Consider the following 24101-nt stretch of genomic DNA (forward strand, 5'->3'; position numbering starts at 1 on the left):
CCCCAAGACGCCGAACCCCCAAGACACTGAGACGATGAGAAAGGAGAGGTGATGTCTTCCCTCACCGAGGAGAAAGCTGTCGAACTCACGATCGGCGGCATGACGTGCGCGTCCTGCGCCAACCGCATCGAGCGCAAGCTGAACAAGCTTGAGGGCGTGACCGCGACGGTCAACTACGCGACGGAGAAGGCGAAGGTCACCTTTCCGGACGGGCTGGACCCGCAGGCGCTGATCAGCGAGGTGGAGAAGGCCGGGTACAGCGCCGCGCTCCCCGTCGCCAAGAAGCAGGAGGGGCAGGAGGAGCAGGCCGAGCCCACCGACGAGCTGCGTCCGCTGCGCGACCGGCTGATCGCCTCGGTCGCGCTGAGCGTGCCGGTGATCGCGATGGCGATGGTCCCGGCGCTGCAGTTCACGAACTGGCAGTGGTTGTCGCTGGTGCTGGCCGCCCCGGTCGTGGTGTACGCCGGCTGGCCCTTCCACAAGGCCGCGTGGACGAACCTGCGTCACGGCGCCGCCACCATGGACACCCTGATCTCCATCGGCACGCTGGCCGCGCTCGGCTGGTCGCTGTGGGCGCTGTTCTTCGGCACGGCGGACACGCCGGGCATGACGCACCCGTTCGAGCTGACCATCGAGCGCACCGACGGCTCGGGCAACATCTACCTGGAGGCCGCGGCGGGGGTGACGGCGTTCATCCTGGCCGGGCGGTACTTCGAGTCGCGTTCCAAGCGGCGGGCGGGAGCCGCGCTGCGGGCCCTGATGGAGCTGGGCGCCAAGGACGTCGAGCTGGCCGACGGGCGGCGGGTGCCGGTCGAGCAGCTCAAGGCGGGCGACACGTTCATCGTGCGGCCGGGTGAGAAGGTCGCCACGGACGGCGTGATCGAGGAGGGCACCTCCGCGGTGGACGCCTCGATGCTGACCGGGGAGTCCGTGCCGGTGGAGGTGCGGCCGGGCGACGCGGTGACCGGCGCGACCGTGAACGCGGGGGGCCGGCTGGTCGTCCGGGCCACGCGGGTGGGCTCGGACACGCAGCTCGCGCAGATGGCCAAGCTGGTGGAGGAGGCCCAGACGGGCAAGGCCGAGGTGCAGCGGCTGGCCGACCGGATCTCGGGCGTCTTCGTCCCGATCGTGATCGCGCTGGCGCTGGGCACGCTGGGCTTCTGGCTCGGCACGGGGAACGGCGCGGGGGCTGCGTTCACCGCCGCGGTGGCGGTGCTGATCATCGCCTGCCCGTGCGCGCTCGGCCTGGCCACGCCCACGGCGCTGCTGGTCGGTACGGGCCGGGGAGCCCAGCTCGGCATCCTGATCAAGGGCCCGGAGGTGCTGGAGTCCACCCGCCGCATCGACACCATCGTCCTGGACAAGACCGGCACGGTCACCGAGGGACGCATGACGCTGGCCGGTGTGCACCTGGCCGAGGGGGAGAGCCGCGAGGAGGTGCTGCGGCTGGCCGGGGCCATCGAGCACGCCTCCGAGCATCCGATCGCCCAGGCCGTCGCCAGGGCGGCGAAGTCCGACGCGACGGTGGAGGACTTCGCCAACATCGAGGGCCTCGGCGTGCAGGGCATCGTGGACGGGCACGCGGTCCTCGTCGGCCGCCCGAGGCTGCTGGCCGAGTGGTCGCAGCACCTGCCCGCCGGCCTGGTGGCCACCCTTGAGGAGGAGCAGGCCAAGGGCCGTACGGTGGTCGCGGTCGGCTGGGACGGCAAGGCCAGGGCGCTGCTGGTGGTGTCCGACGTGGTCAAGGAGACGAGCGCGGAGGCCATCCGCAGGCTGCGTACGCTCGGTCTGACCCCGGTCCTGCTGACCGGCGACAACGAGGCCGTCGCCCGCCAGGTCGCGGACGAGGTCGGCATCGACGAGGTGATCGCCGAGGTGCTGCCCGCGGACAAGGTGGACGTGGTCAAGCGGCTCCAGTCCGAGGGCAAGGTCGTGGCCATGGTCGGCGACGGTGTCAACGACGCGGCCGCGCTCGCCCAGGCGGACCTGGGGCTGGCGATGGGCACCGGAACGGACGCCGCGATCGAGGCGTCGGACCTGACCCTGGTCAGGGGCGACCTGCTGGTGGCGGCCGACGCGATCAGGCTCTCCCGCAGGACGCTCGGCACGATCAAGGGCAACCTGTTCTGGGCCTTCGCCTACAACGTGGCCGCTCTCCCGCTGGCCGCGCTCGGCCTGCTCAACCCGATGATCGCGGGGGCGGCGATGGCCTTCTCCAGCGTGTTCGTGGTCAGCAACAGCCTGCGGCTACGCCGCTTCAAGTGATCGTTCGGCCCATCTGACGGCCGGTGCCATGGCGGCGCCGGCCGTCATGAACGTCAGGCCGAGCAGCAGCCAGCCCACGGCGCCGCCGTCGAGCACGAGCGTGGTGAGCACCACCGGGCCGAGCATCCTCGCGACGGCCGTGCCGGTGCCGAAGAAGCCCTGGTACTGGCCCTGCCTGTCGTCGGGGGCCAGCCCGAAGCCGATCTCCCAGGCGCCCGCGGCCAGCAACATCTCCCCCGCGACCTGTAGACAACCCGCCGCGATCAGGAAGACCCAGCCGTACGGGCTGAGGGCGAACACCGCGCAGGCGGCGAGCATCACGAGACCCGCCTTGCGGACGGCCGAGGAGGCGTCCCGCAGGTCGCGTACCCGGCGGGCGACGCGGACCTGGAAGAGCAGCACGCTGCCGGTGTTGAGCACGAGCAGCACGGAGATCATCCACGTGGGCGCGGACGTGCGTTGCGCGATCCACAATGGCACCACGAGGCTGAGCAGCGGCATGTAGAAGAGCATGACCGCGTTGATCAGCGTGACCAGCGCGTACGGCCGGTCCCTGAGCACGGCCAGCCGGGGGCCCGGCGCGGCGGGCGCGGGCCGTACGGCGGGCAGCGTGAGCAGCACCAGCGCGGCGACCAGGAAGCTCAGGGCGTCGAGCACGAACACCGCGACGTATCCGGCGCGTGTGCCGACGGTCAGCGCGACGCCGCCCAGCGCGGCCCCGACGGCCAGGCCGCCGTTGAGCGTGGACTGCAAGACGGCCCGGACGACCGTACGGCGGGCCGGTTCGATCAACCCGGCCAGCAACGCCTGGCGAGCCGCCGACAGGCCGGTCTGCGCCGTGCCGTACAGGCAGGCGACCAGCACGAACAGCGCGTACGAGCGGACGAACACGAACGAGGCGGCCGCCAGCGCGGTGGTGAGCGCGAGCAGCACCGCCACGCCGCGCGGCCCGCGCCGGTCGGCCAGGTGGCCGAGCGGGACCCCGGCCACCGAGCCGACGGCCCAGCCCAGCGTGAGGCCGAGGCCGATCTCGGTGGCCGACAGGCCCACGACATTCGCGAAGTAGAGCGCCGAGGTGACCAGATAGGCGCCGTCGCCGACGGCGTTGGCGAGCTGCGCGGCGGCGAGGACGCGCTGGCTCCTGACGCCCTGCGGGACGCGCTCGGTTCTCACGCTTTGTAGGACTCTGGGGTCATCCGGGTGGCGACGCCCATCCGGTTCCAGGCGTTGATGGTGGCCACGGCCACGACCAGCGCGGCGAGTTGCGGCTCGTCGAAGTGCGCGGCGGCCCCGGCCCAGACCTCGTCGGTGACGTCGTCGGTGGACAGCCGGGTGGCGGCCTCGGTGAAGGCCAGGGCGGCGCGTTCCTGGTCGGTGAAGAAGGGGGCCTCGCGCCAGACGGCGACGGCGTGCAGCCTGGCGTCGCTCTCCCCCGCCTGCTTGGCGTCGGAGCTGTGCATGTCCACGCAGTAGACGCAGCCGTTGATCTGGCTGGCGCGCAGCCGGACGAGTTCGAGGAGGGGCTTGGGGAGCGTGCTGTGGGCCACGAACCTGTCCAGGCCGCCCATCGCCTTGTACGCCTCGCCGGCCAGCGTTCCGAGTTCCATACGTTCGGTCATGCACCCATTTTGTCCGCCCTCTTGTCCCGATATAAGCTCCAATTTCCGGCAAGTTGATTGGGCCAAATTGGACGTGCACATCAGCCTCGAAGGCCGCGGTGACCTGGCCGCACAGGTCTACCGCCAACTGCTCGACGCCATACTCGACGGCCGGCTGCGGTCGGGCGAGCGGCTGCCGCCGACGCGGGAGCTGGCCCGCCGCCTGGAGATCTCCAGGAACACGGTGGCGGTCGCCTACGACCGGCTGGTGGCCGACGGCTTCCTGATCGGCAGGGCGGGGGCGGGCACGTTCGTGTCGGCCGAGCCGGTACGCGGCCGGGCCGCACCCAAGGGAGTGGTCAGGCCGCGGGCGTTCTGGCGGGAGCTCGGCGCGGCCGCGAACGTGGCGCCTGCCCGGTACGACTTCCGCGTCGGCGTACCGGACGCGCGGCTGTTCCCGATGGAGACGTGGCGCAGGCTGGTGGCGAGGGAGCTGCGGGTCGGCCTGGCGACGTACGACGACCCGTCAGGCTATGGACCTCTACGTGACGCTATTTCGCGTCATATCGGGATCAGCCGGTCTGTCCATGCCGGGCCGGACGACGTACTGATCACCAACGGCGCGCAGCAGGCCCTCGACCTCGTCGGCCGCGTCCTGATCGAGCCCGGCACGACCGTCGCCGTCGAGGAGCCCGGCTATCCGCCCGCCCGCCGGCTGTTCCGCTCGCTCGGCGCCCGCGTCGTCGGCGTGCCCGTGGACGCCGAAGGCCTGGACGTCTCTGCCATCCCCCGCGCGGCGAGCCTCGTCTACGTCACGCCCTCGCACCAGTTCCCGCTGGGCACGCCCATGTCGCTGGCCCGCCGCGCCGCCCTGCTCGCCTGGGCGGAACGCCGGGCCGCCGTGGTGATCGAGGACGACTACGACAGCGAGTTCCGCTTCGGCGAACGTCCGCTCGAACCCCTGCAGAGCCTCGACCGCGCGGGCCGCGTGATCTACGTGGGCTCGTTCTCCAAGACCCTGCTCCCGATGCTCAGACTGGGCTTCCTCGTCGCCCCCGCCTCGCTCGGCCCGGCCCTGCGCGCGGCCAGGCAGCTCTCCGACTGGCACGGCGACGTGCCCACACAGGCCGCCCTGGCCCGCTTCATCGACGAGGGCCTGCTGGCCCGGCACATCAGGAAGGCGACCCGCGAGTACGCCGCCCGGCACGCCCTGATCGCCGAGACGCTGGCCGGGGAGGACCGCCTGCGCCTGATCCCGTCCGCCGCGGGCCTGCACGTGTGCGCCCTCTTCGCGCCGGGCGTGTCCGTACGTCCGGCGCCGGACCTGGCCGTCGAGCAGCTCGACGCCTATTGCGGCGAGACCCCGGCACAACCCGGCCTGGTCCTGGGCTACGGCGCCATCGGGCCGCACGACCTCCGCCCCGGCCTGCGCCTGCTCACCGACTCACTGAAGCCGGCCTCACTGGAGACAGCCTCACTGAAGCCGGCCTAGAAGTGCCGGCGGCTCCAGAACCGACGCGCCCGCTCCCCCGACAACTCCGGATCGTCCGGCGGCGAGGGTTGCTGCACGATGACGACCGTCGTCTTGGCGTGGCGGGCGCAGTACATGCTGGTGGAGGGCAGCAGGATCCGGCTGAGCATCCCGCGCCTGCCCCGCCCGAGCACCAGCAGGTCACCCTCCCGCGCCAGATCGACGAGGTGGTAGCCGGGATCGCCGACCTTGCTGACGCTCGCCACGCGCAGATCGTCGGGCACGCCCCCTGCGACGTCCTCGAACACGCCCGCGATCACCTCCGCGCAGCGGCTCTCCTCGCCCTGCCGGATCGCGTGCTGCACGGGCAGCGCCTCGGGAAAGGGATGGACGGGTGCACGACTGACGTGAACGGCCACCAGAGCCATCCGGTGCAGCCTGGCCGCGCCGATGGCCCAGGCGAGTGCCCAGCGCGAGGCCGGGGACTCGTCCACCCCCACGATCAGCCTCACACCGCCAGGCAGATCCTGTTCCACGGTGCCTCCTGGAAATGAAGTACGACCATAGTGCGCCAACCGGCGAGTTACCGGGAGGTGGCACTTTGCGAACTCTGGAGTCCCCCGCGAGCCCGGGCGTAGCATGCGGGGGTGGAACGAGGGTGGGTGCAACCCCGTCCCGCCCTCGACCGGCGGCTCGACGGGGCGCTTACGCACAGGCTCACCACGCTCGTGGCCTCTACAGGCTACGGGAAGTCGATCGCGCTCGCCGGTTGGAGCCACGCCGTCGGCGCGGTGCTGCACCTGCTCGGGCCCGCCGACCGCGACCTGCCGACGTTGGCGGGATCGGTGGCGTCGGCGCTGGCCGAGGCCGTGCCGGGGCTGCCCGCCGACCTGCTGGCCGCGGCCGGGGCGCCGCTCGGCCCCGACGCCGACGAGCTGTCCAGGGCCGCCGCGCTGGCGGGCGCGCTGGCCGAGTCGCTGGCCCGGCGGCTGGCCAGAGGGCTGGCGCTGATCTTCGACGGCGTCGACGCGATCGCCGGCGCGCCGGGCTCGGTGCGTTACGTGGAGACGCTGGTCCGCGCCTCGCCCCGCCACCTGCATCTGGTCACCGCCTCGCGGGCGCCGCTGCCGTTCCCGACGGCCCGGCTGCGCCAGGACCACGAGGTGCTCGACCTCGACGCCACCGACCTGGCGCTCACCCCCGCCGAGACCGCCGCCTGGGCTCGCGAGCGGCTGGGCGAGCAGGGCGCGGGCATCGCCGCCAGGCTGCACGAGGCGTGCGCGGGCTGGCCCGCCGCCGTCCAGGCCGCACTCGACACGCTGGCCAGGGAGGAGCCGGCGAGCTGGCCGCGCACCGCGGCGAGCCTGACCGCCGGGTCGGCCACGCTCGAACACCTGACGCTCGCCGCGTTCAAGGACCTGCCGCAGGGCATGCGCGAGCTGCTGCGCGCGGCGACCGTCCTGCCGGTGCTGACCTCCGGCCTGTCCGCCACGCTCGGCGCGCCGCCCGACACGCTCCCCGCCCTGATCAGCCGCGGCCTGTTCGTCGAGGCCGACCAGGACGGCCACCGGCTGACCTCGACCAGCAGGCACGTCCTCACCCGGCACGCCCCGCTCGACCGGCACGAGGCCCACGACGTGGCCGCCGTAGCCGCCCGCTGGTACGTCGAGCACGACCAGCCCGAGCTGGCCCTGCGCGCCGCCGTCGCGACCGCCCATCCGGACCTCGCCGCGTCGCTGCTCAACTCCCACGGCCCCCGCCTGGCCGAGCGCGGCGACGTGATCGCGGCGCTCGACCTGCTGCCCGAGCCCGCCCGGAGCTCTCCCCCGATGCTCAGGCTCGCGGGCATCGCCGAGCTCAACCGCGGCCACTGGACCCGTGCCCGCGAGCTGCTGGCTCAGGCCGCCGCCGGTCCCGCCTTCGACGCGTTCCTGGCCAGGCGGCTCGGTTTCATCGACCACCTGCGCGGCGACCTCGACGCGGCCATGGCGGCGTACGCCAGGGGCCACGCGTACGGCTCGCCGCCGGCCGACGCCGCCATGTGCGCCGCCTCCATGGCCTCGGTCCTGTGGCTGAAGGGCGACCGTACGGGCTGTGCCGAGCTGGCCGACCGGGCGCTGGAGCAGGCCGGCCTGCTGGGCGACCCCGGCGCGCTGGCGATGGCCAACACGGTGCTGGCCATGCTCGCCGCGCTCGACGGCGACCGCCGCGCCAACGACGCCCACTACCTGCGCGCCCTTGAGTACGCCGAACGCGCCGGCGACATCGTCCAGCTCATCAGGATCCGGGCCAACCGGGCCTCCCGCCATCTCGACGAGGGCGCCTACGCCGAGGCGCTGGCCGAGACGGAGGCCGCGAGCCGGCTGTGCGACCTGGTGTCGTTCGCGCCCTACGCCGCGCTCAACGTCGCCAACCGGGCCAAGGCCCTCGTCGGGCTCGGCCGGCTGGAGGAGGCCGCGATCGACGCGGCAGACGCGGTGGCCAGGTGGGAGGCGATGGGCTCGCGGCTGGTCAGCGTCGGCCTGGTCAGGCTGGGCGAGATCCACGAGCTGCGCGGCGAACGCGGGCAGGCCGCGGCGACCTACCGCCGGGTGATCGCCGAGACCGGCCCGCTGGGCGAGGTGCAGACCCTGTCCAACGCGCTCAACGCGCTGGCCGGACTGCTCGCCGAGGAGGACCCTGAGGAGGCCGGCGAGGTGGCCCGGCAGGCGCTGGCGCACGCCGACGGCATCGCGGGCGTCGCCGCGCGGGTGGCCGCGGCGCACGTGGCCCTGGCCGGGGGCCGCCGCGAGGAGGCCGCCCGGCTGCTCGACGCGACCGAGCCCGTCGCCGTCGAACGCCGGGACCACGCGGCCCAGGCCGTGATCTGCGAGCTGCGCGCCCGGCTCGACGGCGATCCCGCGCGGGCCGACGAGGCGGTGCGCAGGTGGGCGGCGCTCGGCGACCCGATCGGGCTGGCCAGGGCCGAGCTGGTACGCGCGGCCCTGTCCGACCCGGCGAACGGCGGCGAGGCGGCCGTACGGGTGCGCGAGCGGATGCACGCGATCGGCTGCCGGGCGCTCGACGACCGGATCGACGAGCTGATCGCCCGCGCGGCGCCCGTACCGGGGGCGGCAGTGGTGATCGAGACCATGGGAACGTTCCGGGTGCTGCGGGGGGCGGTGCCGGTCCCGCGTACGGCCTGGCAGTCGCGCAAGGCCCGCGACCTGCTGAAGATCCTGGTCAGCCGCCGGGGCGGGGCGATCAGCAGGGAACGGCTGGTGGAGATCCTGTGGCCCGAGCAGCAGGACGACACGGTCGGGCTGCGGCGGCTCAACGTCATGGTCTCCACGCTGCGCGCGGTGCTCGACCCGGCCCGCGAACGGCCTCCGGACGACGTCGTGGTCTCCGAGGAGGGCGCGCTGCGCCTGGACCTGGCCCACGCCGACGTCGACGTGGAGCGCTTCCTCGACCTGGCGGCCGAGGCCGTACGGCTGGAGCAGGCGGGCCGCGCGGCCGAGGCGCTGGAGCGGTGGACGGCGGCGGAGGGCGCGTACGGCGGCGAGTTCTGCGAGGAGGACCCCTACGCCGACTGGGCCGTGGGCCTGCGCGAACAGGCGAGGCTGGCCTACGTGCAGGCGTCCGCCCGGCTGGCCGCGGCGCGCACCCGCGAGCGACGCTACGACGAGGCCGCCCGCTACTGGCTGCGCCTGCTGGAGCGCGACGGCTACGACGAGCGCGCCCACCTGGGCCTGGTACGCGTGCTCGACCTGGCGGGCCGGCGCGGCGACGCCCGCCGGCGCTACCACCTCTACGCCGAGCGCATGCGGGAGCTGGAGGTCGAGCCCGCGCCCTACCCCACCTGAACCAGACCTGAACCATCCGGGGGGATGGTGCTGCGATGAGGACGGTCATCGTACGGCTGGTCGAGCCCGAGCAATCCGGCGGCCAGCTCCGCGGGCTGCTCGAAGAGGTGGGGGGCGAGCCGGTGCCGTTCAGCGGGGCCGACGCCGTGATCACCCTGTTGCTGAACGCGGCCGGCCTGAACCGCGATCCCGCCTGAACCTCGCGCGAACCTCCCCTCGCCACCATCTGTGGTGAGAGGAGGCACGATGAGCGAGCAGCTGGGGAGCGGATGGCCGTTCGTCGGGCGAGGGGGGTCGATCGCGACCGTGCGCGAGGCGCTGCGGTCGGGAGCAGGCGCGATGATCGCCGGTGAGGCGGGGGTCGGCAAGAGCAGGCTGGCGGCACAGGCGCTGGCCGGGCTCGACGGGTACGAGGTCGTACGGGTGCTGGGCACCGAGACCGCGTCGATGATCCCGTTCGGGGCGTTCGCCCACGTACTGACGGGCCCGCCGCACGCGGGCGAGAACCTGCTGCGGTGGGCGGCGCGGCACCTTCGCGGCGGAGGAAGCGGCGGAGGAAAGGGAGAACTGCTGGTGAGCGTGGACGACGCGCACCGGCTCGACCCGGCGTCGGCGGCGCTGGTGCACTACCTGGCCGCCGGTGGGGAGGCCAGGGTGCTGGTCACGGTGTGTACGGGCGGGCCGCTGCCGGCGCCGGTGGCCGCGCTGTGGAAGGACGAGCTGCTGACCAGGGTCGAGCTGCCGCCGCTCGGCCGCGACGAGGTCGGCCAGGTGCTGGCGGGCGCGCTCGGCGGGGAGGTGGCGGCCGGGACCGTACGGCATCTGGCGGCCGTCACCGGCGGGAACGTGCTCTACCTGCGCGAGGTCGTGCACGCCGGACGCACGTCCGGCTGCCTGGCCGAGAGCGGCGGCGAGTGGCGCTGGCAGGGCGAGCTGTCGATGACGACCCGGCTGCGCGAGCTGGTCGGCGCCCGGATCGGGCACCTGGACCAGGACGAGCGCGAGGTGCTGGAGCTGGTGGCGTTCGGCGAGCCGGTGGGCGCCGAGCTGCTGGTCGCGCTGACCTCGGCGGGCGCGGTCGAGCGGGTCGAGGCCCGCGGCCTGGTCACGGTCGCCGGCGACGGCCGCCGGGAGCAGGTACGGCTCGGCCACCCCCTGTACGGCGAGGTGGTCCGCGGCGACTGCGGCACCCTGCGGGCCAGGCGGCGGCTGCGGACACTGGCCGAGGCGCTGGAGACCCGCGGCCTGCGGCGGCGCGAGGACGAGCTGCGCGCGGCCGTGTGGCGGCTGGACAGCGGCTCGGCGGCGGCGCCCGGGATGTTGTTGTCGGCCGCGAACCTGGCCTGGGCCAGGCGCGATCCGCGGCTGGCCGAGCGGCTGGCCAGGGCCGCGATCGAGGCGGGCGCGGGCGTGGCGGCGGTCGCGCTGCTCGGCCAGGTGCTGATGGTCCTGGGCGACGCGGACGCGGCCCTGGCGGCGCTGCGGCAGGCGGCCAGGAACGCGGTCACCGAGGACGAACGCGCCCAGCACGCCTTCAGCCTGGGCCTCAACCTCGCCTGGGCGGGCGCGGACGCCGAGGCGTGCCGGGTGCTCGACATGACCGACGAGACGCTGACGGATCCGGCCTTACGACAGGAGAGGCACATCTACCGGGGCGTCGCGGACTTCTTCGCCGGTCGGCTGGCCGGGGCGGCGGGCTCGCTGGCTCGGGCGCGCGCGTACGCGCCGATGACCGTACGGGGTGCGGCGCACGCGGCCGGGCTGGAGGCGTGGATCGAGGCCTACTCGGGCCGTACCAGACGCTGCCTGGCCGTGGTCGAGCGGGCGCTGGCGGGCAAGGACGACTGGGAGGACGACGCCCCGCACGCGCTGCCGACGCTGCTGGACGCGCGCTGCGCCGCGCAGGTGTTCTCCGGCCGGCTGGACGCCGCGGCGCGGACGGCCGCCGAGGGCATGGCACTGACGGTGGCCGAGCTGTCGGTGTCGGGGTTCGGGGCGTACCTGGCGGTGGTCGGCGGGCTGCGCGGCGACGCGGCCGGCGCGGCCCGCTGGGCCAGGGAGGAGGCGGCCCGGTTGCCCGCGCGTACGCCGTACCTGGGGCGGTGCCTGGCCGAGCTGGCCCACGCGCGGGCGTTGCTGGGCGAGACCGGGGCGGCGCGGGCCGCGCTGGCCGAGGCCGAGGAGCTGGCCTCGCGCTGGGCCTTCACCAGGCAGCCGGTCTTGCGGGCCGCGGTCTGGGTGGCGGCCTCGGCGGGCGACCTGGACGAGGCCGTACGCCTGTGCCTGTCGGCCGCCGGTCTGGCCGAGCGGCACGAGCAGTTCGGGCACCTGATGTTCGCGCTGCACGACCTGGTGCGGCTGGGCGCGCCCGCCCTGGCGGCCCGGCGCCTGACCGCGCTGGCCGAACGGGTGGACGGCCCGCTGGCCGCGCTGGCCGCCCGGCACGCCCGTGCCGCCGGCGACCCCGCCGAGCTGCGGGCCGTCGCCGCCGAGTTCGAACGGCTCGGCCTGATCCTGTACGCCGCCGAGGCCCTCGCCCAGGAGTCGGCGGCCCACCGCCGCGCGGGCCGGGGCACGCTGGCCAAGGGGGCGCAGACCAGGGCGTGGGCGCTGGCCAAGCGGTGTCCGGGCGTCTCGACGCCCGCGCTGGTCGAGCTGGCCACGCCGGAGCTCACGCCGCGCCAGCGGGAGATCGTCAAGCTGGCCGCCGCCGGGCTGACGAACCGGCAGATCGCCGACCGGCTGACGCTGTCCACCCGTACGGCGGCCAACCATCTCCAGGCGGCCTACGAGAAACTGGGGGTCAACGACCGTACACAGGTGGGACGGCTGTTGGCGGCCCTCTAGACGAGGGCGAGAAGGCCGTCGTACAGGGCCTGGCGGTCGCCGTCCGTCATGGCCCGGTACGGCTCGGCGGCCCGCCGGTTCGTGTCCGCCTCGATGGCGGCCCGCCTCGACGGGTCCTTGAGCCCGATGATCCCGGCCGCGGTCAGCCCGGCCGCGCGCCAGGACTCGGCATGGGCGTCCGCGCGATGGTGACGCAGCGCGGCGAGCCGGTTGAACAGCAGCAGACCGGCCGGGGCGGCGACCGGCTCGTACGGCGGGGCCATCACCTCCAGCGCGCCGCCGGGCACCCGTACGGCCCGGTCGAGCACCGCGCCCACGGACGCGGCGAGACCGGTCACGTCGTGGCCCGCCCAGACGCGGCCGGCCGCCTCGGCGTGCAGGGCGTACAGGGCGTCGATGAAGGCCAGGCCCGCGGACGTCGGCCGCAGGGTCCCGTCGGCGTCCCGGACCAGGGCGCCTTCGCGCAGGTGGGTCTCGACGTTTTCGGTGACGTCGCCGTACCGGTGGACGGCGGCGAGCGCGGCCGGGGTCACCGGGCGCAAGGGGAGCACGTAACGCAGGTCGTCGAGCAGGCCGGGGGTCAGGCCGGTGCGTCCGGCCAGGTCCAGGACGGCTCCGCGGGCGGCGGCGTGCACGTTGACGTGGGCCGCGTCGATGACGGGAGCGACCGCAGCCACAAACTCCAACAGGTCCCGAAATTTCGGCATTGAGCGTCATTATGTCGCTGATTCCGTGGTCGATCAGCAGGAAACCATAATCACCCGGCTCCAGGGTGGGCTCAACCGTCCGGCGTCCGCCGGTGTTCTCCCACCGCCCGGTTCCTCCCTCCCCTGGAGTCCCCCATGTCCCTCCGTCCTCGCTGGGCGGCCCTGCCCGTCGTGCTGGTCGCGGTGTTCATGACCACGCTCGACTTCTTCGTCGCGAACGTGGCCGTGCCCTCGATCCGCGCCGACCTGCGGCCCGGCGACGCGGCGATCCAGTTCGTGATCGCCGGATACGGGCTGGCGTACGCGGCGGGCCTGATCGTCTCGGGGCGGCTCGGCGATCTCCACGGCCCGCGCCGGCTCTTCACCGCCGGGCTGGCCCTGTTCACGCTCGCCTCGGCCGCCTGCGGCGGCGCGCCGGACGCCACCACCCTGGTGCTCGCCCGGGTCGCGCAGGGCGCCGCGGCGGCGCTGCTCGCGCCGCAGGTCCTCACGCTGATCGGGGCACTGTTCCCGGGCGCGGACCGGGCGAGGGCTTTCGGCTGGTACGGCACGGTCGTGGGCCTGGCCGGGATAAGCGGCCAGGTGGTGGGCGGGCTGCTGGTGGCCGCCGATCCCCTGGGCCTCGGCTGGCGAGCCTGTTTCCTGGTCAACGTGCCGATCGGCCTGGCGGCGCTGGCTCTGACCGGGCGGCTGGTCCCCCGCGTCCCGGGGGCCGGGGCGCGTACGGGGCTGGACCTGGCGGGGGCGGCCCTGGTCGCGGCGGGCCTGATGGGCGTCGTGCTGCCGCTGGTCCAGGGGCGTGCGGAGGGCTGGCCGCAGTGGACGTGGCCGTGCCTGGGCGGGGCGGCGCTCACGCTGGCGGCGTTCGTACGGCGGCAGCGCCGGCTGGCGGCGGCCGGTCGCGAACCGCTGCTGGATCTGGAGGTGTTCGGCGAGAAGGGGTTCGCGGCCGGGCTGGCGGCGGTCGCGCTGCTGTTCGGCACCTCGGCGGGCCTGTCGTTCGTGCTCGCCCTGTACCTTCAGGACGGCCTCGGCCTCGGCCCGCTCGCCGCCGGGGCGGTGTGCACCGCGCTGAACCTCGGCTTCTTCCTGGCCTCGCCGCGCTCGGCCCGCGTCCCCCGCGTGGTCGGCCCGCTGGCGCTGCTGCTCGGGCTGGGGCTGCTCTACCACGCGGGGGACTCGCCGTACCTCGTGGCGTTCGCGCTGCTGGTGGCGGGTGCGGGGATGGGCCTGGTCATGTCGCCGCTGCTGTCCTCGGTCCTGGCCTCCGTACGCCGGGAGCACGCGGGCGCGGCGGCCGGGGTGCTCGGGACCGTTCAGGAGACCGGCGGCGTGCTCGGCGGCACGGTCACCGGCGCGATCTTCTTCGGCTCCCTCGACGGCGGCTGGCACGCGGCCACCAGGGCCGCCCTGCTCGTACTCGTCGTGGGCGCGCTGGGCGTGCTGGCACACTCGGCGCTGCGTCCCCGGCGGGCCGTCCCGGCCCCTGCGATGTCGTTGAAGCCGAACCGCTGATCATCTCCGTAGTACCGGGTGTGTGGCTTGTTTCGGACGAGTCTCTGCTGGCCGGCATGGCGACCGGCGACACCCAGGCCGCCACCGCCCTCGTACGCCGCTACCAGGCCAGGGTCTACGGCCTGGCCCGGACGATCGTGCGCGAGTCCGCGCTCGCCGAGGAGATCGCCCAGGAGGCGTTCGTCAGGGCGTGGCGCCACGCGGCCGCGTACGACGCCCGGCGCGGGGCCGTACCGGCCTGGCTGCTGACCATCACCCGCAACCTCGCCCTCGACGCGCTGCGCATCAGGCGCGAGGAGCCGGTGGATCCGGCCGTCCTGATGACCCGGCTGCTGGCCGTAGAGCCCGCCGACGAGGCGCCGCAGGACGAGGAGTTCGTCAGGGAGGCACTGCGCGGGCTTCCTCCCGAACAGGCCAGGGCGGTGGCGTTGACGGTGTTCTACGGGATGACGGGGAAGGAGGTGGCGGAGATCGAGGGGGTGCCGCTGGGCACCGCCAAGACCCGCCTGCGCAGGGGGATGGCCCGCCTGCGCGAACGGCTGAAGGCCCGCGATGACTGAGCCCGGCGGCTGCGCGGAGACCGGCGACCTCATCCCCGAGCTGGCCGCCGACACCCTCACCGGCGCCGAACGCGCGGCGGCCCTGCGTCACCTGGCCGCCTGCGCACGCTGCCGGCACGACCTGGCGGACATGGCCGGGCTGGTGGACTCGATCACCGCGCTGGCCCCGCCCGAGAACCCGCCGCCCGCCTTCGAGTCGCGCGTGCTGGCCGGGATGACCGGCAACTGCTGCCTGGCCGCCGCCTTCCACGACGGCCGTCGCCGGGTGGGCACGGCCTTCGCCTACCAGGGCTCCCCGAGCTGGCTGTTCCTGGTGGTCCAGTCGGCCTCGGGCAGCGGCGCGTACCGGGCCACGCTGGTCAGGACGGACGGCCTGCGCGTCCCCCTGGGCGAGGTGCCGGTCTCCGGCGGCAGGGGCTCGTGGGGGACGACGATCGACACGCCTGTCGCGCAGGTGGGCCGTATCGTGCTGGCCAGACCGGGGGCGGGAGATCTGGTGGCCGCGTTCTGGCCCTAGCCGTAGCGGCCGGAGGTGGGCGGGCGCAGGGCGGTGGCCAGGTCGTCGGCCAGGCGGGCGGTCTCGCCGGGCCGCAGCGTGGAGACCGTCAGGCGCAGCGCGGGCGGCGTACGGACGCGGTTGCGGGCGCCGGGCGCGGCGCCCCAGCCGAGGGCCAGCAGCCGGGTGACCGCGGTGGTCTCGTCGGCGACCGGCACCCAGACGTTGAGCCCGCTGCGGCCGTGCGCCCGGATGCCGCGCGCGGCCAGCGCCTCGATCAGGCCGTCGCGGCGCTCGGCGTACGCGGCGGCGACGGCCGGCGTGTCCACAGCCTGTGCACGCCAGAGGTGGGCGACCGCGCGTTGCAGCAGATGGCTGACCCAGCCCGCGGCCAGCCGCTGCCGCCCGCGCAGCCGGTCGAGCGTGACGGTGTCGCCCGTGACCAGTGCCAGCCGCAGGTCAGGGCCGAACGCCTTGGCCGTCGAACGGGTGAGCAACCACCGGGTCGTGACGCCGGACAGGGGATGGAGGGGGAGATCCACCAGGCTCGCGCCGTGGTCGTCCTCGATCAGCACCACGTCGGGGCGGGTGGCGAGCAGGGCACGCAGGTCCGCGGCGCGTGCCGCGGTGACGGCCGCGCCGGTCGGGTTCTGGGCCCGTGCCGTGATCACCACCGCTCGTACGCCCGCCCGTAGCGCCCGGTCGAGCTCGTCCGGCAGCGGGCCCTCGTCGTCCAGCCGCATCGGCACCGGCCGCAGCCCGAGTACGGCGACCAGGTCGAGCAGGGCCGTCCAGCCCGGGTCCTCCACGCCGATGGCGTCGCCGGGCCGGAGGTGGGCGGCCAGGACGCGCTCGACCGCGTCGAGGGTGCCCGAGGTGATCGCCAGCGGCGCGGCGGGCACGCCGTCGGCACGCAGGCGGGTGGCGGCCAGGGTGAGGAGTTCGGCGTCGTCGCCGGTGCCGTACATGGCCGGGTGCTCCTCGTGCGCCCTGGCCGCGGCGGCGAGCGCGTCGTGCAGCGGCGGCAGCAGGGCCGGGTCCGGATTGCCGTGGGACAGGTCGCGTACGCCCGGCGGCACCTCGATGCGGATCTCCTCGCGCGTCGTGCTGGCCGGACGCGGCCGGACCCGGGTGCCGCGCCGGCCCGCCGTCTCGACGATGCCGCGCTCCCGCAGCAGCCGGTAGGCGGCCGCGGCGGTGTTGGGGCTGACCTCGGCCATCGCGGCCACCTCGCGCACGGGCGGCAACGACGCCCCCGGAAGAAGCAGCCCCGCGGACACGGCGGCCTCGACGCCCGCCGCGATCTCACTGGCCGTCCCGCCAGCGATCAGATATGTTTCTGACACAAAATACATTATGTACTAATACAAAGCCCGACGGGAGGGGTTTCGTCATGCTCATCCACCCCTGGGACGCGGCCCGCGACGACGACGAATGGCGTACCTGGCTGGCCACCCGCGACTTCGGCCAGATCGCCGCGAACGGCCCGGACGGCGGCCCGCCCGTCGTCGTCCCCACCCATTTCCTGTACGACGGCGCGGCCGAGGTGCTGCTCCACCTGGCCAGACCCAACCCCCTGTGGACGGCGATCGAGGCCGACCCGGTGGTCCTGCTGACCGTGCACGACGACTACGCCTACATCCCCGGCGGATGGCGCACCGGCTCCCCCGAGACCGGCGTGCCCACCAGCTACTACGCCTCCGTCCAGCTCACCTGCCGGGCCGAGATCGTGGACGACGCCGAGGGCAAGGCGGAGATCCTGCGCCGCCAGCTCGCCCACTTCCAGCCCGACGGCGCGCACGGCGTCGTGGCGGCCGGCGAGGGGCCGTACCACCGGCAGCTTCCCGGGCTGCGCGGGCTGCGGCTGGCGGTGACGGAGGTGCGCGCCAAGTTCAAGTACGACGGACGCCGTACCGTCGAGGACCTTGAGCGCATCGCCGGCATGCTGGCCGAGCGCGGCCGTCCGGGCGACGCCGGGGCCAGGGAGCAGCAGCTCAGGCGAATGGCGGGGAAGTAGCGCAGGTGCGCAGCATGCAGATCAGGGCCCGCTTCTCCCGTACGGTGACGGTCAGCCCGTAGTGGTGCTTCACCGTGATCCAGGCCCGCGCGTACGTGCACCAGTACGACCTGCGCGGCGGCCGCCACGTCGCCGGGCTGCTGCCGGACTTGTCCACGACCGAGGTGGGCTCAGGCAGGACCAGGATAGGAGCAGCAGTGGCCACACGACGACGATCACGGGTCCAGCATTAGCAGCGGGCCGTTGTTGCTCCTAGTATTTGACCACCTACCGAGAGCAATGTCGGCCGAGATCGCGGCGGGCTGGAGGTCCCACATGGCAGCGCAGGACGGCCCAGGCCGGGAGCAGGTGCTCGACTGGGTCGAGCGGGTCGCGGCCTTCGTCTCCGAGGAATGGGGACTGGCCCCCATCACGGGCCGCGTCCTGGGCTGGCTCATGGCCTGCGACCCGCCCGCCCAGAACGCGTCCGAGATCGCCGACGCGATCGGCGCGAGCCGCGCGTCGCTGACGACGACCATGCAGCTCCTGACGTCCCTCCGGCTCGTCCACAAGGTCCGCAGGCCGGGCGAGCGCAACGTCTACTACCAGATCGAGGACGACGCCTGGTCGAAGGTCCTGCGCCAGAAGCTGGCCGCGTTCACGGCGTTCGACGCGCTGGCCGAGGAGGGCCTGCGGCTCGGCTGGACCGACGAGGCCCAGACCGCCCGCATCCGCTCCGCGCACGAGTCCATCGCGGCCGTCGCCACCGCCCTCGACAGCCTGTGGAAAACCGGCGCGCCTGTGGATAACTAGCCTTCGGAGTCCGGATACTGGAAGACGTCGTCGAGGGGCACCCGGAACACCCGGGCGATCTGGAAGGCCACCTCGAGAGAGGGTGAGTAGCGGCCCTGCTCGATGGCGATGACGGTCTGCCGGGTGACGCCGATCCTGCGGGCCAGCTCGGCCTGCGTCATCTCCTCGTGGGCGAACCGCAGGGCCCTGATGGAGTTGGTGACCTTGGTGGCTTTGCCCATCTACAGGCCCCTCCGACAGGCGACCAGCCGCACCGGCGTGGCCACCAGGGCCGACAGGACGAGGCCCGCGTAGATGGCGTTGGCGATCCAGAAATGGGCGGCTTCCGCCATGGTCAGGCCAAGGGGGACCATCATGGAGACCCCTAGCACAAGGCCCCCGACATGCTGGGCCGAACGGTTGATTTCCCTGTCTCGCACGTCGCTCTTGTGACTCTCGCTGGGCTTCACGGTCTCGACCACGATACGGCCCGCGATCGACAGGGCGATGCCGATCCCGATCGCCCACAACATCGGCGCGACATGGGGGACGGCACTGAGAGGACCACCGGCGGCGCGGCCGAGGACGACGACGACGTAGGCCGCGTAGGTGCCGGCCGTCGCCACGAGATAGATCCAGGCGCCCCTTTCCTCGTACGACATCACACCTCCGGAAAGTAAAATATCCCAGACATGATGTCAATGATTTTGGACTTCTCCACCGCTGTGGACAATCAGCGTCTTCCTGTGGATAACTTTGGCGCCGAGGCCGTCCTCTGCTGGAAAGCCCACCGTCGAGCGGGCCAGTCCAGCATGCTTGCTCTTGTCCCAGGACAGGAGGCCAACCGTGCGCTACTTCCTAGAGGTCCCCCTCGACGACGGCGGCACCGTGCTCGTGGAGGTCGACGAGCAGCACGCCGACGAGGCGCTCCCCGCTGGACGGGCCCGCGCGGCCGTCGAACGTATGCCCGAGGCGCTGGGCGCGGGCCTCCAGCGCGTCCAGACGTTCGCCACGGACGTCCTGCGCCGCATGCGGTCGTGCCCCGAACCGCCCGACGTGGTCACGGTGGAGTTCGGGATGAAGTTGACCGCCAAGGCGGGCGTGGTGATCGCCGAGTCGACGGGAGAGGCCCACCTCAAGGTCACCGCAGAATGGCGGAAACCGGAAAACGCCTGACCTGCCCGCTCACGTCTTGACGGCGGAGACCGGACAACGGCTGACCTGCCCGCGCACGTCTTGATGGCGGAGACCGAAAACGCCTGACCTGCCGCTCACATCTTGATGGCGGTGCCCTGCGCCGAGACGAGCCGCCAGCCGCCGTCGGCCCCGGCTGCGTACACATGCGTGTACCGGCTCCCGGCGCTGAACGTGCCGCCATCGGGATTGGTGAAGTTCATCCCCGTACGTCCCACCACGATCCCCACGTCCCCGACGAACCGTACGATCGCCTCGTCCGGGAACGAGTCGATCCTGGGGAAACTCAGGCTGCCCGACGCCACCAGGCCGAGCAGGAGGTCCTTGCCGGCGACCGTCCCGTCCTCCACCCCCACCAGGACGAAGTCGTCCGCCAGGAGCTCCTTCAGCCGGTCGTGGTCATTGGCCACGAGGGCGTCGAAGAAGCTCTGGTCGAGCTCCAGAAGGGTGGCGCGATGGGTGCTCATGGGCGTCGTCGTCCGTTCTCGTCGATGGGCGGACACCGAATGTAGACGTTGACGCTGATGACAAGGTCAACCCGGCGAGGCTGATCGGACCGGTCGGATCGGTCAGTCCGGCCGGGCCGTGAACCTGGCCAGGAGCAGCTCCAGCCTGCGGTCACGGTGTTCCCGGGGCAGCCGGGCGCCGCGCGTGAGCGTGACCAGGCCGTGCAGGGCGGCCCAGAAGGTCTCGGTGACCAAGGGCAGGTCCTCCTCGGCGGCGTGCGGGCGAACGCCCTCGACCAGCTCGCCGAAGGCCGCGTGCAGGGCGGCGGGCGCCTCCGGGGTGGCGAACGGCAGATCGACCTTCTGGGTGAATATGACGTCGTAGAGCGCCGGATGCCGCTCGGCGAAGGCCGTGTAGGCGGCGGCGACGCCCGCGAGGCCGCTGTCCGCGTCGGCCGCCGCGGTACGGGCTGCGCGCAGCTCCACCGCGAGGTCGGCGCACCCTTCCACGGCGACGGCCGCCATGATCGCGTCCTTGCCCTTGAAGTGGCTGTAGAGCACCGGCTGGCTGTACTCGATGCGCTCGGCCAGCCGCCGGGTCGTCACCGCCTCCCAGCCCTCGGCCTCGGCCAGCTCACGGGCCGCCGTAATGATCAGCTTCTCGCGCTCCGCACGTTCGCGCTCCCGGCGCGCCTGAATCGGCATGCTTCTGATTCTAGCACCGCTAGCGCATCTGCCAACGCTCTGCTAGCGTTGTCATCGTTCCTAGCACCGCTAGCCCCTCTGGAGACGGACATGCTGACCACCATCGCCTACGGCCTCGCCATCGCCCTCAACCTGCTGGTCATCCTGATCGGCGCCCGCTTCCTGCTGGTCCCCCGCCTCGCGGCCACCGGCTACGGCGTCCCCGCCAAGCAGGACGGCGACGGCGCCTACCTGATCATCAAGGGCCTGCGCGACGGCACGTACGGCCTGCTCGGGCTGGCCCTGCTGGCCTTCGTGGGCGCCCAGGCCGAAGCCTGGTTCATGCTGGTCGTCGCCCTGATCCCCCTCGGCGACACCCTGATCGTGTCGCGCAACGGCGGCACCAAGGCGGTCGCCTTCGGCATCCACTTCGCGACGGCGGTCGCCCTCCTCGTCAACGCCGCCCTGCTCTTCGCCCTGTGACCCGCCGCCGTCCTTGTGTTCCGCTCGGGTGCTACCCGGCCGCCGTCGCCGTCCGTACGTCCCGCTCGATCTCCCGCCGGGACGTACGCAACGGCGAGAACCACATCACCACCGGGCCGACCAGCATCCCGGCGGAGAACACCAGAAGAGACCCCCGCATGCCGATCCCCCCGGCCAGCAGCCCGGACAGGACCGCGCCGACCGGCGTGGCCGCCCACGTGAGCCACCGGGAGGTGGCGGCCAGGCGGCCCTGCATGTCCTTGGGCGTCAGGAGCTGCCGCAGACTGCGCTGCGTGCTCTGGAAGACGAGCGTGACGATGATCAGTATCGACCAGGACACGCCCACGACGACCTGCCCCGCCAACCCCGGCTCCACCAGGCCGATCGACCCGCTGCACAACGGATACGCGAAGGCGGCCCCGAGCAGCACACGCGGCATGCCGTACCGGTCGGTGAGCGGTCCGGCGACCGCCCCGGCCGCCAGGCCGCCCGCCATGCTCACGCCGAAGACCAGGCCGGTCGCCAGGCTCGACCAGCCGAGCTCCCGTACCACGTAGTTGACCTCCAGCGCGGTCAGCCCGGCCAGGCAGAAGCTGACCGTGGCCATGTAGAGCACGAGCGGCCCGATCACGCGATGACGGACGACGTAACGCAGGCCCTCCCCGATCTGCGCACGCAACCTCGGAGCCTTCTCCCCGCGCTCCGGCGCGGGCTCGGGCGCGCGGATCAGCGCGAGCGCGAGCGCGCCGCCCAGGTAGGAGAGCGCGTCGGCGAGCACCGCCTTGGCGGGCCCGAACAACGAGATCAGCAACCCGCCGACCGGCTGCCCCACCATCCCCGCGACCGTGACGGTGCTGGTCAGCCTGGCGTTCCCGGCCATCAGCCGATCCGGCCCGAGCAAGGTGAGCGGGTACGTCTGATACGCGGGCGTGAAGAACACCTCACACGTCGCGACGACCAGCGCGACCGCGTACAACTGCCACAGAGTGAGCACCCCGGCGACCGCGGCCGCCGGCACCGTGCCCATCGCACAACCGGAGACCAGGAACGTCGTGATCATCACCGGCCGCTTGCGCCACCGATCACTCAGGGCCCCGGCCGGCAACGACGCGAACAACACCGGCACCCGCCGCGCGGCCGTCAGCAGCCCGAGCTCCACCGGCGAGGCGTTCAGCACGATCCCCGCGACCAGCGGCAACGCCAGGTAGGAGATCTCAGTTCCGAACGAGCTGGTGGTCTGGCCACTCCATAAGAGCACGAAATCCCGGTGCCGCCACAACGACCTCGACGTCGACATCCGCGAGATTCTGCCACCGCGCCACCGATGGCGGGGAACCACAGTCACCCGTTCGGTCACTCAGAAATCAAGAAGGCCAAAGGCCCGGTAGAGACGGGCGTGGCGGCGTGTGCTTCGGAGGGACGGCGTCGCCACGCCTGCCAGGAGTCCACCATGCACGGCTCCTGGCCCATTCCTCCCCCGCCCCCGATAGCTGCCAGATCGTGTGTCCCGACCGAGGGACACGAACACTCCGGTAGCAGGGGCGGGGGAGTCACGGCCCGCAACCCCGGAAAACCCTCGACGGGAGCGGAGACGGCCGGCGCAATGCCGAAGGCACCCCGAAGGGGCCGCGTAGCGGTTGGGCCGGCGGTCGGAGCGGCAGGCGGCAGCGCGTACCAGGGGTGGCGGGTGCGTTCGGTTCGGCGGGTGCTCGGTGCGGTGGGCGGCGGGCTTACGCCGTGCCGTCCCGGCTGGTGCGGGCCGGGACCGGCCGCCAGGGCCGCACGCCCGGCCCGCTGGCCGCGCCGGGGCGGCGGGGCGTGTCCCGCCGTGCGGCGGCGCGAAGCGCTGCCGCTTAAAGCCAGTAAAGAAACTCTGAGCCAATCCCCGACTACGTGGCACTTCTCGGACAGGAAGCGAGGCATCATGACCACCCAACGCAGCCGGGGAGACGGCGGACTGCACTGGGACGAGACCCGCGAACGCTGGATCGCCTCGGTGACCGTCGGCTACACCCCGGCTGGAAAGCGCATCGTCAAGAAGGCCAGCGGCAAGACCAAGACCGAAGCAAAGGCGAAGCTCAAAGAGATCATCAGGGACTACGACGACGGTCTGACCACGGCGGCGCACAACTACACCGTGGGCGACGCCGTACGGGCCTGGCTGGAGTTCGGGCTCAGCGGGCGGGAGGCTTCCACGGTCACCAACCGTCGCATCCTGGCCGAACAGCACGTGATCCCCGCGCTGGGCGCCCGCAAGCTCCGCGAATTGTCCGCCGACGACGTGGACCGCTGGGTGGCGGCCAAGGCGAAGATCCTGAGCACGGAGACGCTGCGGAAGATCCACTCTGTTCTCAAGCGGTCCATCGCCCGTGCCCAGGCGCGCGACAAGGTCAAGCGCAACGTGGTGATGCTGTGCGAGATCCCCAAGGGTAAGGAGGGACGTCCCTCGAAGTCGCTGACGCTCGACCAGGCGGCGTCGGTGCTCAAGGCGGCGGAGGGTGCGAACCTGTACGCCTACGTGGTGGTGTCGCTGCTCATTGGTGCCAGGACCGAGGAGTTACGCGCGCTCCCGTGGTCACACGTCGACCTGGACGGCCAGCCGGACGCCGATCCCCCGATCCCGCCGTCAATCATGGTGTGGCGTTCGGTGCGGGTTGGGGGAGACACCAAGACCGAGAAGTCCCGGCGGACGCTCGCTCTCCCCAGGCTGTGCGTGGACGCCCTGCGCGGGCACCGGGAGCGACAGGCACTCGCGAAGAAGAAGGCGGGGGATCTGTGGCAGCAGAACGACCTCGTCTTCGCCAGCAAGCAGGGAACCGAGCTGGACGCGGCCAACGTCCGGCGGGCCTTCCGGGTGATCCTCAAAAAGACCGACCTGGACCCCGACGAGTGGACGCCCCGTGAGATGCGGCACAGCTTCGTCTCGCTGCTGTCGGACTCCGGCGTCGCGCTGGAGAACATCTCCCGCCTGGTCGGCCACAAGGGCACCGTGGTGACCGAGAAGGTCTACCGGAAACAGCTCCGCCCCGTACTTCTGGAAGGGGCTGAGGCGATGGATCTGATCTTTCCCGGTGAGGCCCAAAGGGCTTAGAGCGCCTAACAGAATGCCTGCCGCGCTGTCTTTGAGGATCTCTTTCCATGGGAGCGGAGGGACTCGATGTCCGGCGATGCCCACCACGAGCGTTGCCGGACACCGGCCGAG

General features: G+C 72.9%; 24 protein-coding genes. 13 read left to right on the forward strand and 11 right to left on the reverse strand.

Going from position 1 to position 24101, the window contains the following annotated elements:
* Positions 1-51: 51 nt before the first annotated feature.
* Positions 52-2265, forward strand: a complete 2214-nt coding sequence (locus IEZ27_RS12035; RefSeq protein ID WP_189647243.1) for a heavy metal translocating P-type ATPase — start codon at positions 52-54, stop codon at positions 2263-2265.
* Here IEZ27_RS12035 and IEZ27_RS12040 read toward each other — a convergent pair.
* Entirely contained in the window at positions 2248-3438 is a 1191-nt protein-coding gene (locus IEZ27_RS12040; RefSeq protein ID WP_189647244.1) for an MFS transporter, read from the reverse strand. The two genes, IEZ27_RS12035 and IEZ27_RS12040, sit on opposite strands and share 18 nt — an antisense overlap.
* Positions 3435-3884 (reverse strand): carboxymuconolactone decarboxylase family protein, encoded by a 450-nt coding sequence (locus IEZ27_RS12045; protein WP_125640851.1) that lies wholly within the window; start codon positions 3882-3884, stop codon positions 3435-3437. The genes IEZ27_RS12040 and IEZ27_RS12045 overlap by 4 nt, the downstream gene beginning before the upstream one ends.
* A 73-nt stretch (positions 3885-3957) precedes the next feature.
* Between IEZ27_RS12045 and pdxR the strand changes: the two genes are divergently transcribed.
* Positions 3958-5355 (forward strand): MocR-like pyridoxine biosynthesis transcription factor PdxR, encoded by a 1398-nt coding sequence (pdxR, locus tag IEZ27_RS12050; protein WP_229823933.1) that lies wholly within the window; start codon positions 3958-3960, stop codon positions 5353-5355.
* Here the strand turns inward: pdxR and IEZ27_RS12055 are convergent.
* Positions 5352-5870 (reverse strand): universal stress protein, encoded by a 519-nt coding sequence (locus IEZ27_RS12055; RefSeq protein WP_221762469.1) that lies wholly within the window; start codon positions 5868-5870, stop codon positions 5352-5354. The two genes, pdxR and IEZ27_RS12055, sit on opposite strands and share 4 nt — an antisense overlap.
* Before the next feature lie 111 nt (positions 5871-5981).
* Between IEZ27_RS12055 and IEZ27_RS12060 the strand changes: the two genes are divergently transcribed.
* The 3 genes from IEZ27_RS12060 to IEZ27_RS12070 are packed head-to-tail and all read left to right on the forward strand — an operon-like array spanning position 5982 to position 12026.
* Positions 5982-9179 carry a BTAD domain-containing putative transcriptional regulator gene (locus IEZ27_RS12060; protein WP_189647247.1) on the forward strand — a complete coding sequence of 1066 codons (3198 nt, stop codon included), beginning with the start codon at positions 5982-5984 and terminating at the stop codon, positions 9177-9179.
* 35 nt (positions 9180-9214) lie between these two features.
* Complete coding sequence (locus IEZ27_RS12065; protein WP_185844989.1) at positions 9215-9376, forward strand: hypothetical protein; 162 nt, start codon at positions 9215-9217, stop codon at positions 9374-9376.
* Between the two features lie 49 nt (positions 9377-9425).
* On the forward strand, positions 9426-12026 hold the full coding sequence (locus IEZ27_RS12070; protein WP_189647248.1) for a LuxR C-terminal-related transcriptional regulator: 2601 nt from the start codon (positions 9426-9428) through the stop codon (positions 12024-12026).
* On the opposite strand, the gene IEZ27_RS12075 is transcribed toward IEZ27_RS12070, so the two are convergent.
* Complete coding sequence (locus IEZ27_RS12075) at positions 12023-12703, reverse strand: hypothetical protein (RefSeq protein WP_189647249.1); 681 nt, start codon at positions 12701-12703, stop codon at positions 12023-12025. The genes IEZ27_RS12070 and IEZ27_RS12075 overlap by 4 nt on opposite strands.
* Positions 12704-12868: 165 nt before the next feature.
* On the opposite strand from IEZ27_RS12075, the gene IEZ27_RS12080 reads away from it, so the two are divergent.
* Genes IEZ27_RS12080 through IEZ27_RS12090 form a run of 3 tightly spaced genes read left to right on the forward strand, consistent with a single transcriptional unit; the run spans position 12869 to position 15325 of the window.
* Positions 12869-14248 (forward strand): MFS transporter, encoded by a 1380-nt coding sequence (locus IEZ27_RS12080; protein WP_189647250.1) that lies wholly within the window; start codon positions 12869-12871, stop codon positions 14246-14248.
* A gap of 20 nt (positions 14249-14268) precedes the next feature.
* Positions 14269-14808, forward strand: coding sequence for an RNA polymerase sigma factor (locus IEZ27_RS12085; RefSeq protein ID WP_229823896.1), 540 nt, complete (start codon positions 14269-14271; stop codon positions 14806-14808).
* Complete coding sequence (locus IEZ27_RS12090; RefSeq protein WP_189647251.1) at positions 14801-15325, forward strand: zf-HC2 domain-containing protein; 525 nt, start codon at positions 14801-14803, stop codon at positions 15323-15325. The genes IEZ27_RS12085 and IEZ27_RS12090 overlap by 8 nt, the downstream gene beginning before the upstream one ends.
* Here the strand turns inward: IEZ27_RS12090 and IEZ27_RS12095 are convergent.
* A complete protein-coding gene (locus tag IEZ27_RS12095; protein WP_229823897.1) occupies positions 15322-16650 on the reverse strand; it encodes an aminotransferase class I/II-fold pyridoxal phosphate-dependent enzyme in 1329 nt (442 codons plus the stop codon). The two genes, IEZ27_RS12090 and IEZ27_RS12095, sit on opposite strands and share 4 nt — an antisense overlap.
* 47 nt (positions 16651-16697) lie before the next feature.
* On the opposite strand from IEZ27_RS12095, the gene IEZ27_RS12100 reads away from it, so the two are divergent.
* Positions 16698-17321 (forward strand): FMN-binding negative transcriptional regulator, encoded by a 624-nt coding sequence (locus tag IEZ27_RS12100; protein ID WP_189647253.1) that lies wholly within the window; start codon positions 16698-16700, stop codon positions 17319-17321.
* Here the strand turns inward: IEZ27_RS12100 and IEZ27_RS12105 are convergent.
* The gene (locus IEZ27_RS12105; protein ID WP_189647254.1) at positions 17299-17526 is read right to left on the reverse strand and encodes a hypothetical protein; all 228 of its coding nucleotides are present in this window, start codon (positions 17524-17526) and stop codon (positions 17299-17301) included. The two genes, IEZ27_RS12100 and IEZ27_RS12105, sit on opposite strands and share 23 nt — an antisense overlap.
* Before the next feature lie 110 nt (positions 17527-17636).
* Here IEZ27_RS12105 and IEZ27_RS12110 point away from each other — a divergent pair, with 110 nt between their 5' ends.
* Complete coding sequence (locus IEZ27_RS12110) at positions 17637-18113, forward strand: GbsR/MarR family transcriptional regulator (protein WP_125640822.1); 477 nt, start codon at positions 17637-17639, stop codon at positions 18111-18113.
* On the opposite strand, the gene IEZ27_RS12115 is transcribed toward IEZ27_RS12110, so the two are convergent.
* Positions 18110-18334: a helix-turn-helix transcriptional regulator gene (locus IEZ27_RS12115; RefSeq protein WP_125640819.1), complete on the reverse strand. Its 225-nt coding sequence runs from the start codon at positions 18332-18334 to the stop codon at positions 18110-18112. The two genes, IEZ27_RS12110 and IEZ27_RS12115, sit on opposite strands and share 4 nt — an antisense overlap.
* Positions 18335-18754: a hypothetical protein gene (locus IEZ27_RS12120; protein WP_189647255.1), complete on the reverse strand. Its 420-nt coding sequence runs from the start codon at positions 18752-18754 to the stop codon at positions 18335-18337. It abuts the gene before it with no gap.
* Between the two features lie 184 nt (positions 18755-18938).
* Here IEZ27_RS12120 and IEZ27_RS12125 point away from each other — a divergent pair, with 184 nt between their 5' ends.
* Positions 18939-19268, forward strand: coding sequence for a CU044_2847 family protein (locus IEZ27_RS12125; protein ID WP_189647256.1), 330 nt, complete (start codon positions 18939-18941; stop codon positions 19266-19268).
* A 95-nt stretch (positions 19269-19363) separates the two neighbouring features.
* On the opposite strand, the gene IEZ27_RS12130 is transcribed toward IEZ27_RS12125, so the two are convergent.
* Together IEZ27_RS12130 and IEZ27_RS12135 are read right to left on the reverse strand one after the other, a co-directional pair.
* Entirely contained in the window at positions 19364-19753 is a 390-nt protein-coding gene (locus IEZ27_RS12130; RefSeq protein ID WP_189647257.1) for a YybH family protein, read from the reverse strand.
* 102 nt (positions 19754-19855) lie between these two features.
* The gene (locus IEZ27_RS12135; protein ID WP_125640808.1) at positions 19856-20437 is read right to left on the reverse strand and encodes a TetR/AcrR family transcriptional regulator; all 582 of its coding nucleotides are present in this window, start codon (positions 20435-20437) and stop codon (positions 19856-19858) included.
* A 90-nt stretch (positions 20438-20527) separates the two neighbouring features.
* On the opposite strand from IEZ27_RS12135, the gene IEZ27_RS12140 reads away from it, so the two are divergent.
* Positions 20528-20899 carry a DUF4267 domain-containing protein gene (locus IEZ27_RS12140; protein WP_189647258.1) on the forward strand — a complete coding sequence of 124 codons (372 nt, stop codon included), beginning with the start codon at positions 20528-20530 and terminating at the stop codon, positions 20897-20899.
* Between the two features lie 31 nt (positions 20900-20930).
* Here the strand turns inward: IEZ27_RS12140 and IEZ27_RS12145 are convergent, their stop codons facing one another.
* Positions 20931-22196, reverse strand: a complete 1266-nt coding sequence (locus IEZ27_RS12145) for an MFS transporter (RefSeq protein WP_189647259.1) — start codon at positions 22194-22196, stop codon at positions 20931-20933.
* A gap of 627 nt (positions 22197-22823) precedes the next feature.
* On the opposite strand from IEZ27_RS12145, the gene IEZ27_RS12150 reads away from it, so the two are divergent.
* Positions 22824-23990, forward strand: a complete 1167-nt coding sequence (locus IEZ27_RS12150) for a site-specific integrase (protein ID WP_189647260.1) — start codon at positions 22824-22826, stop codon at positions 23988-23990.
* Positions 23991-24101: the final 111 nt, after the last annotated feature.

Origin of the sequence: Nonomuraea spiralis (assembly GCF_014648435.1) — a bacterium.
In the GTDB taxonomy this organism is placed as follows: Bacteria; Actinomycetota; Actinomycetes; order Streptosporangiales; family Streptosporangiaceae; genus Nonomuraea; species Nonomuraea spiralis.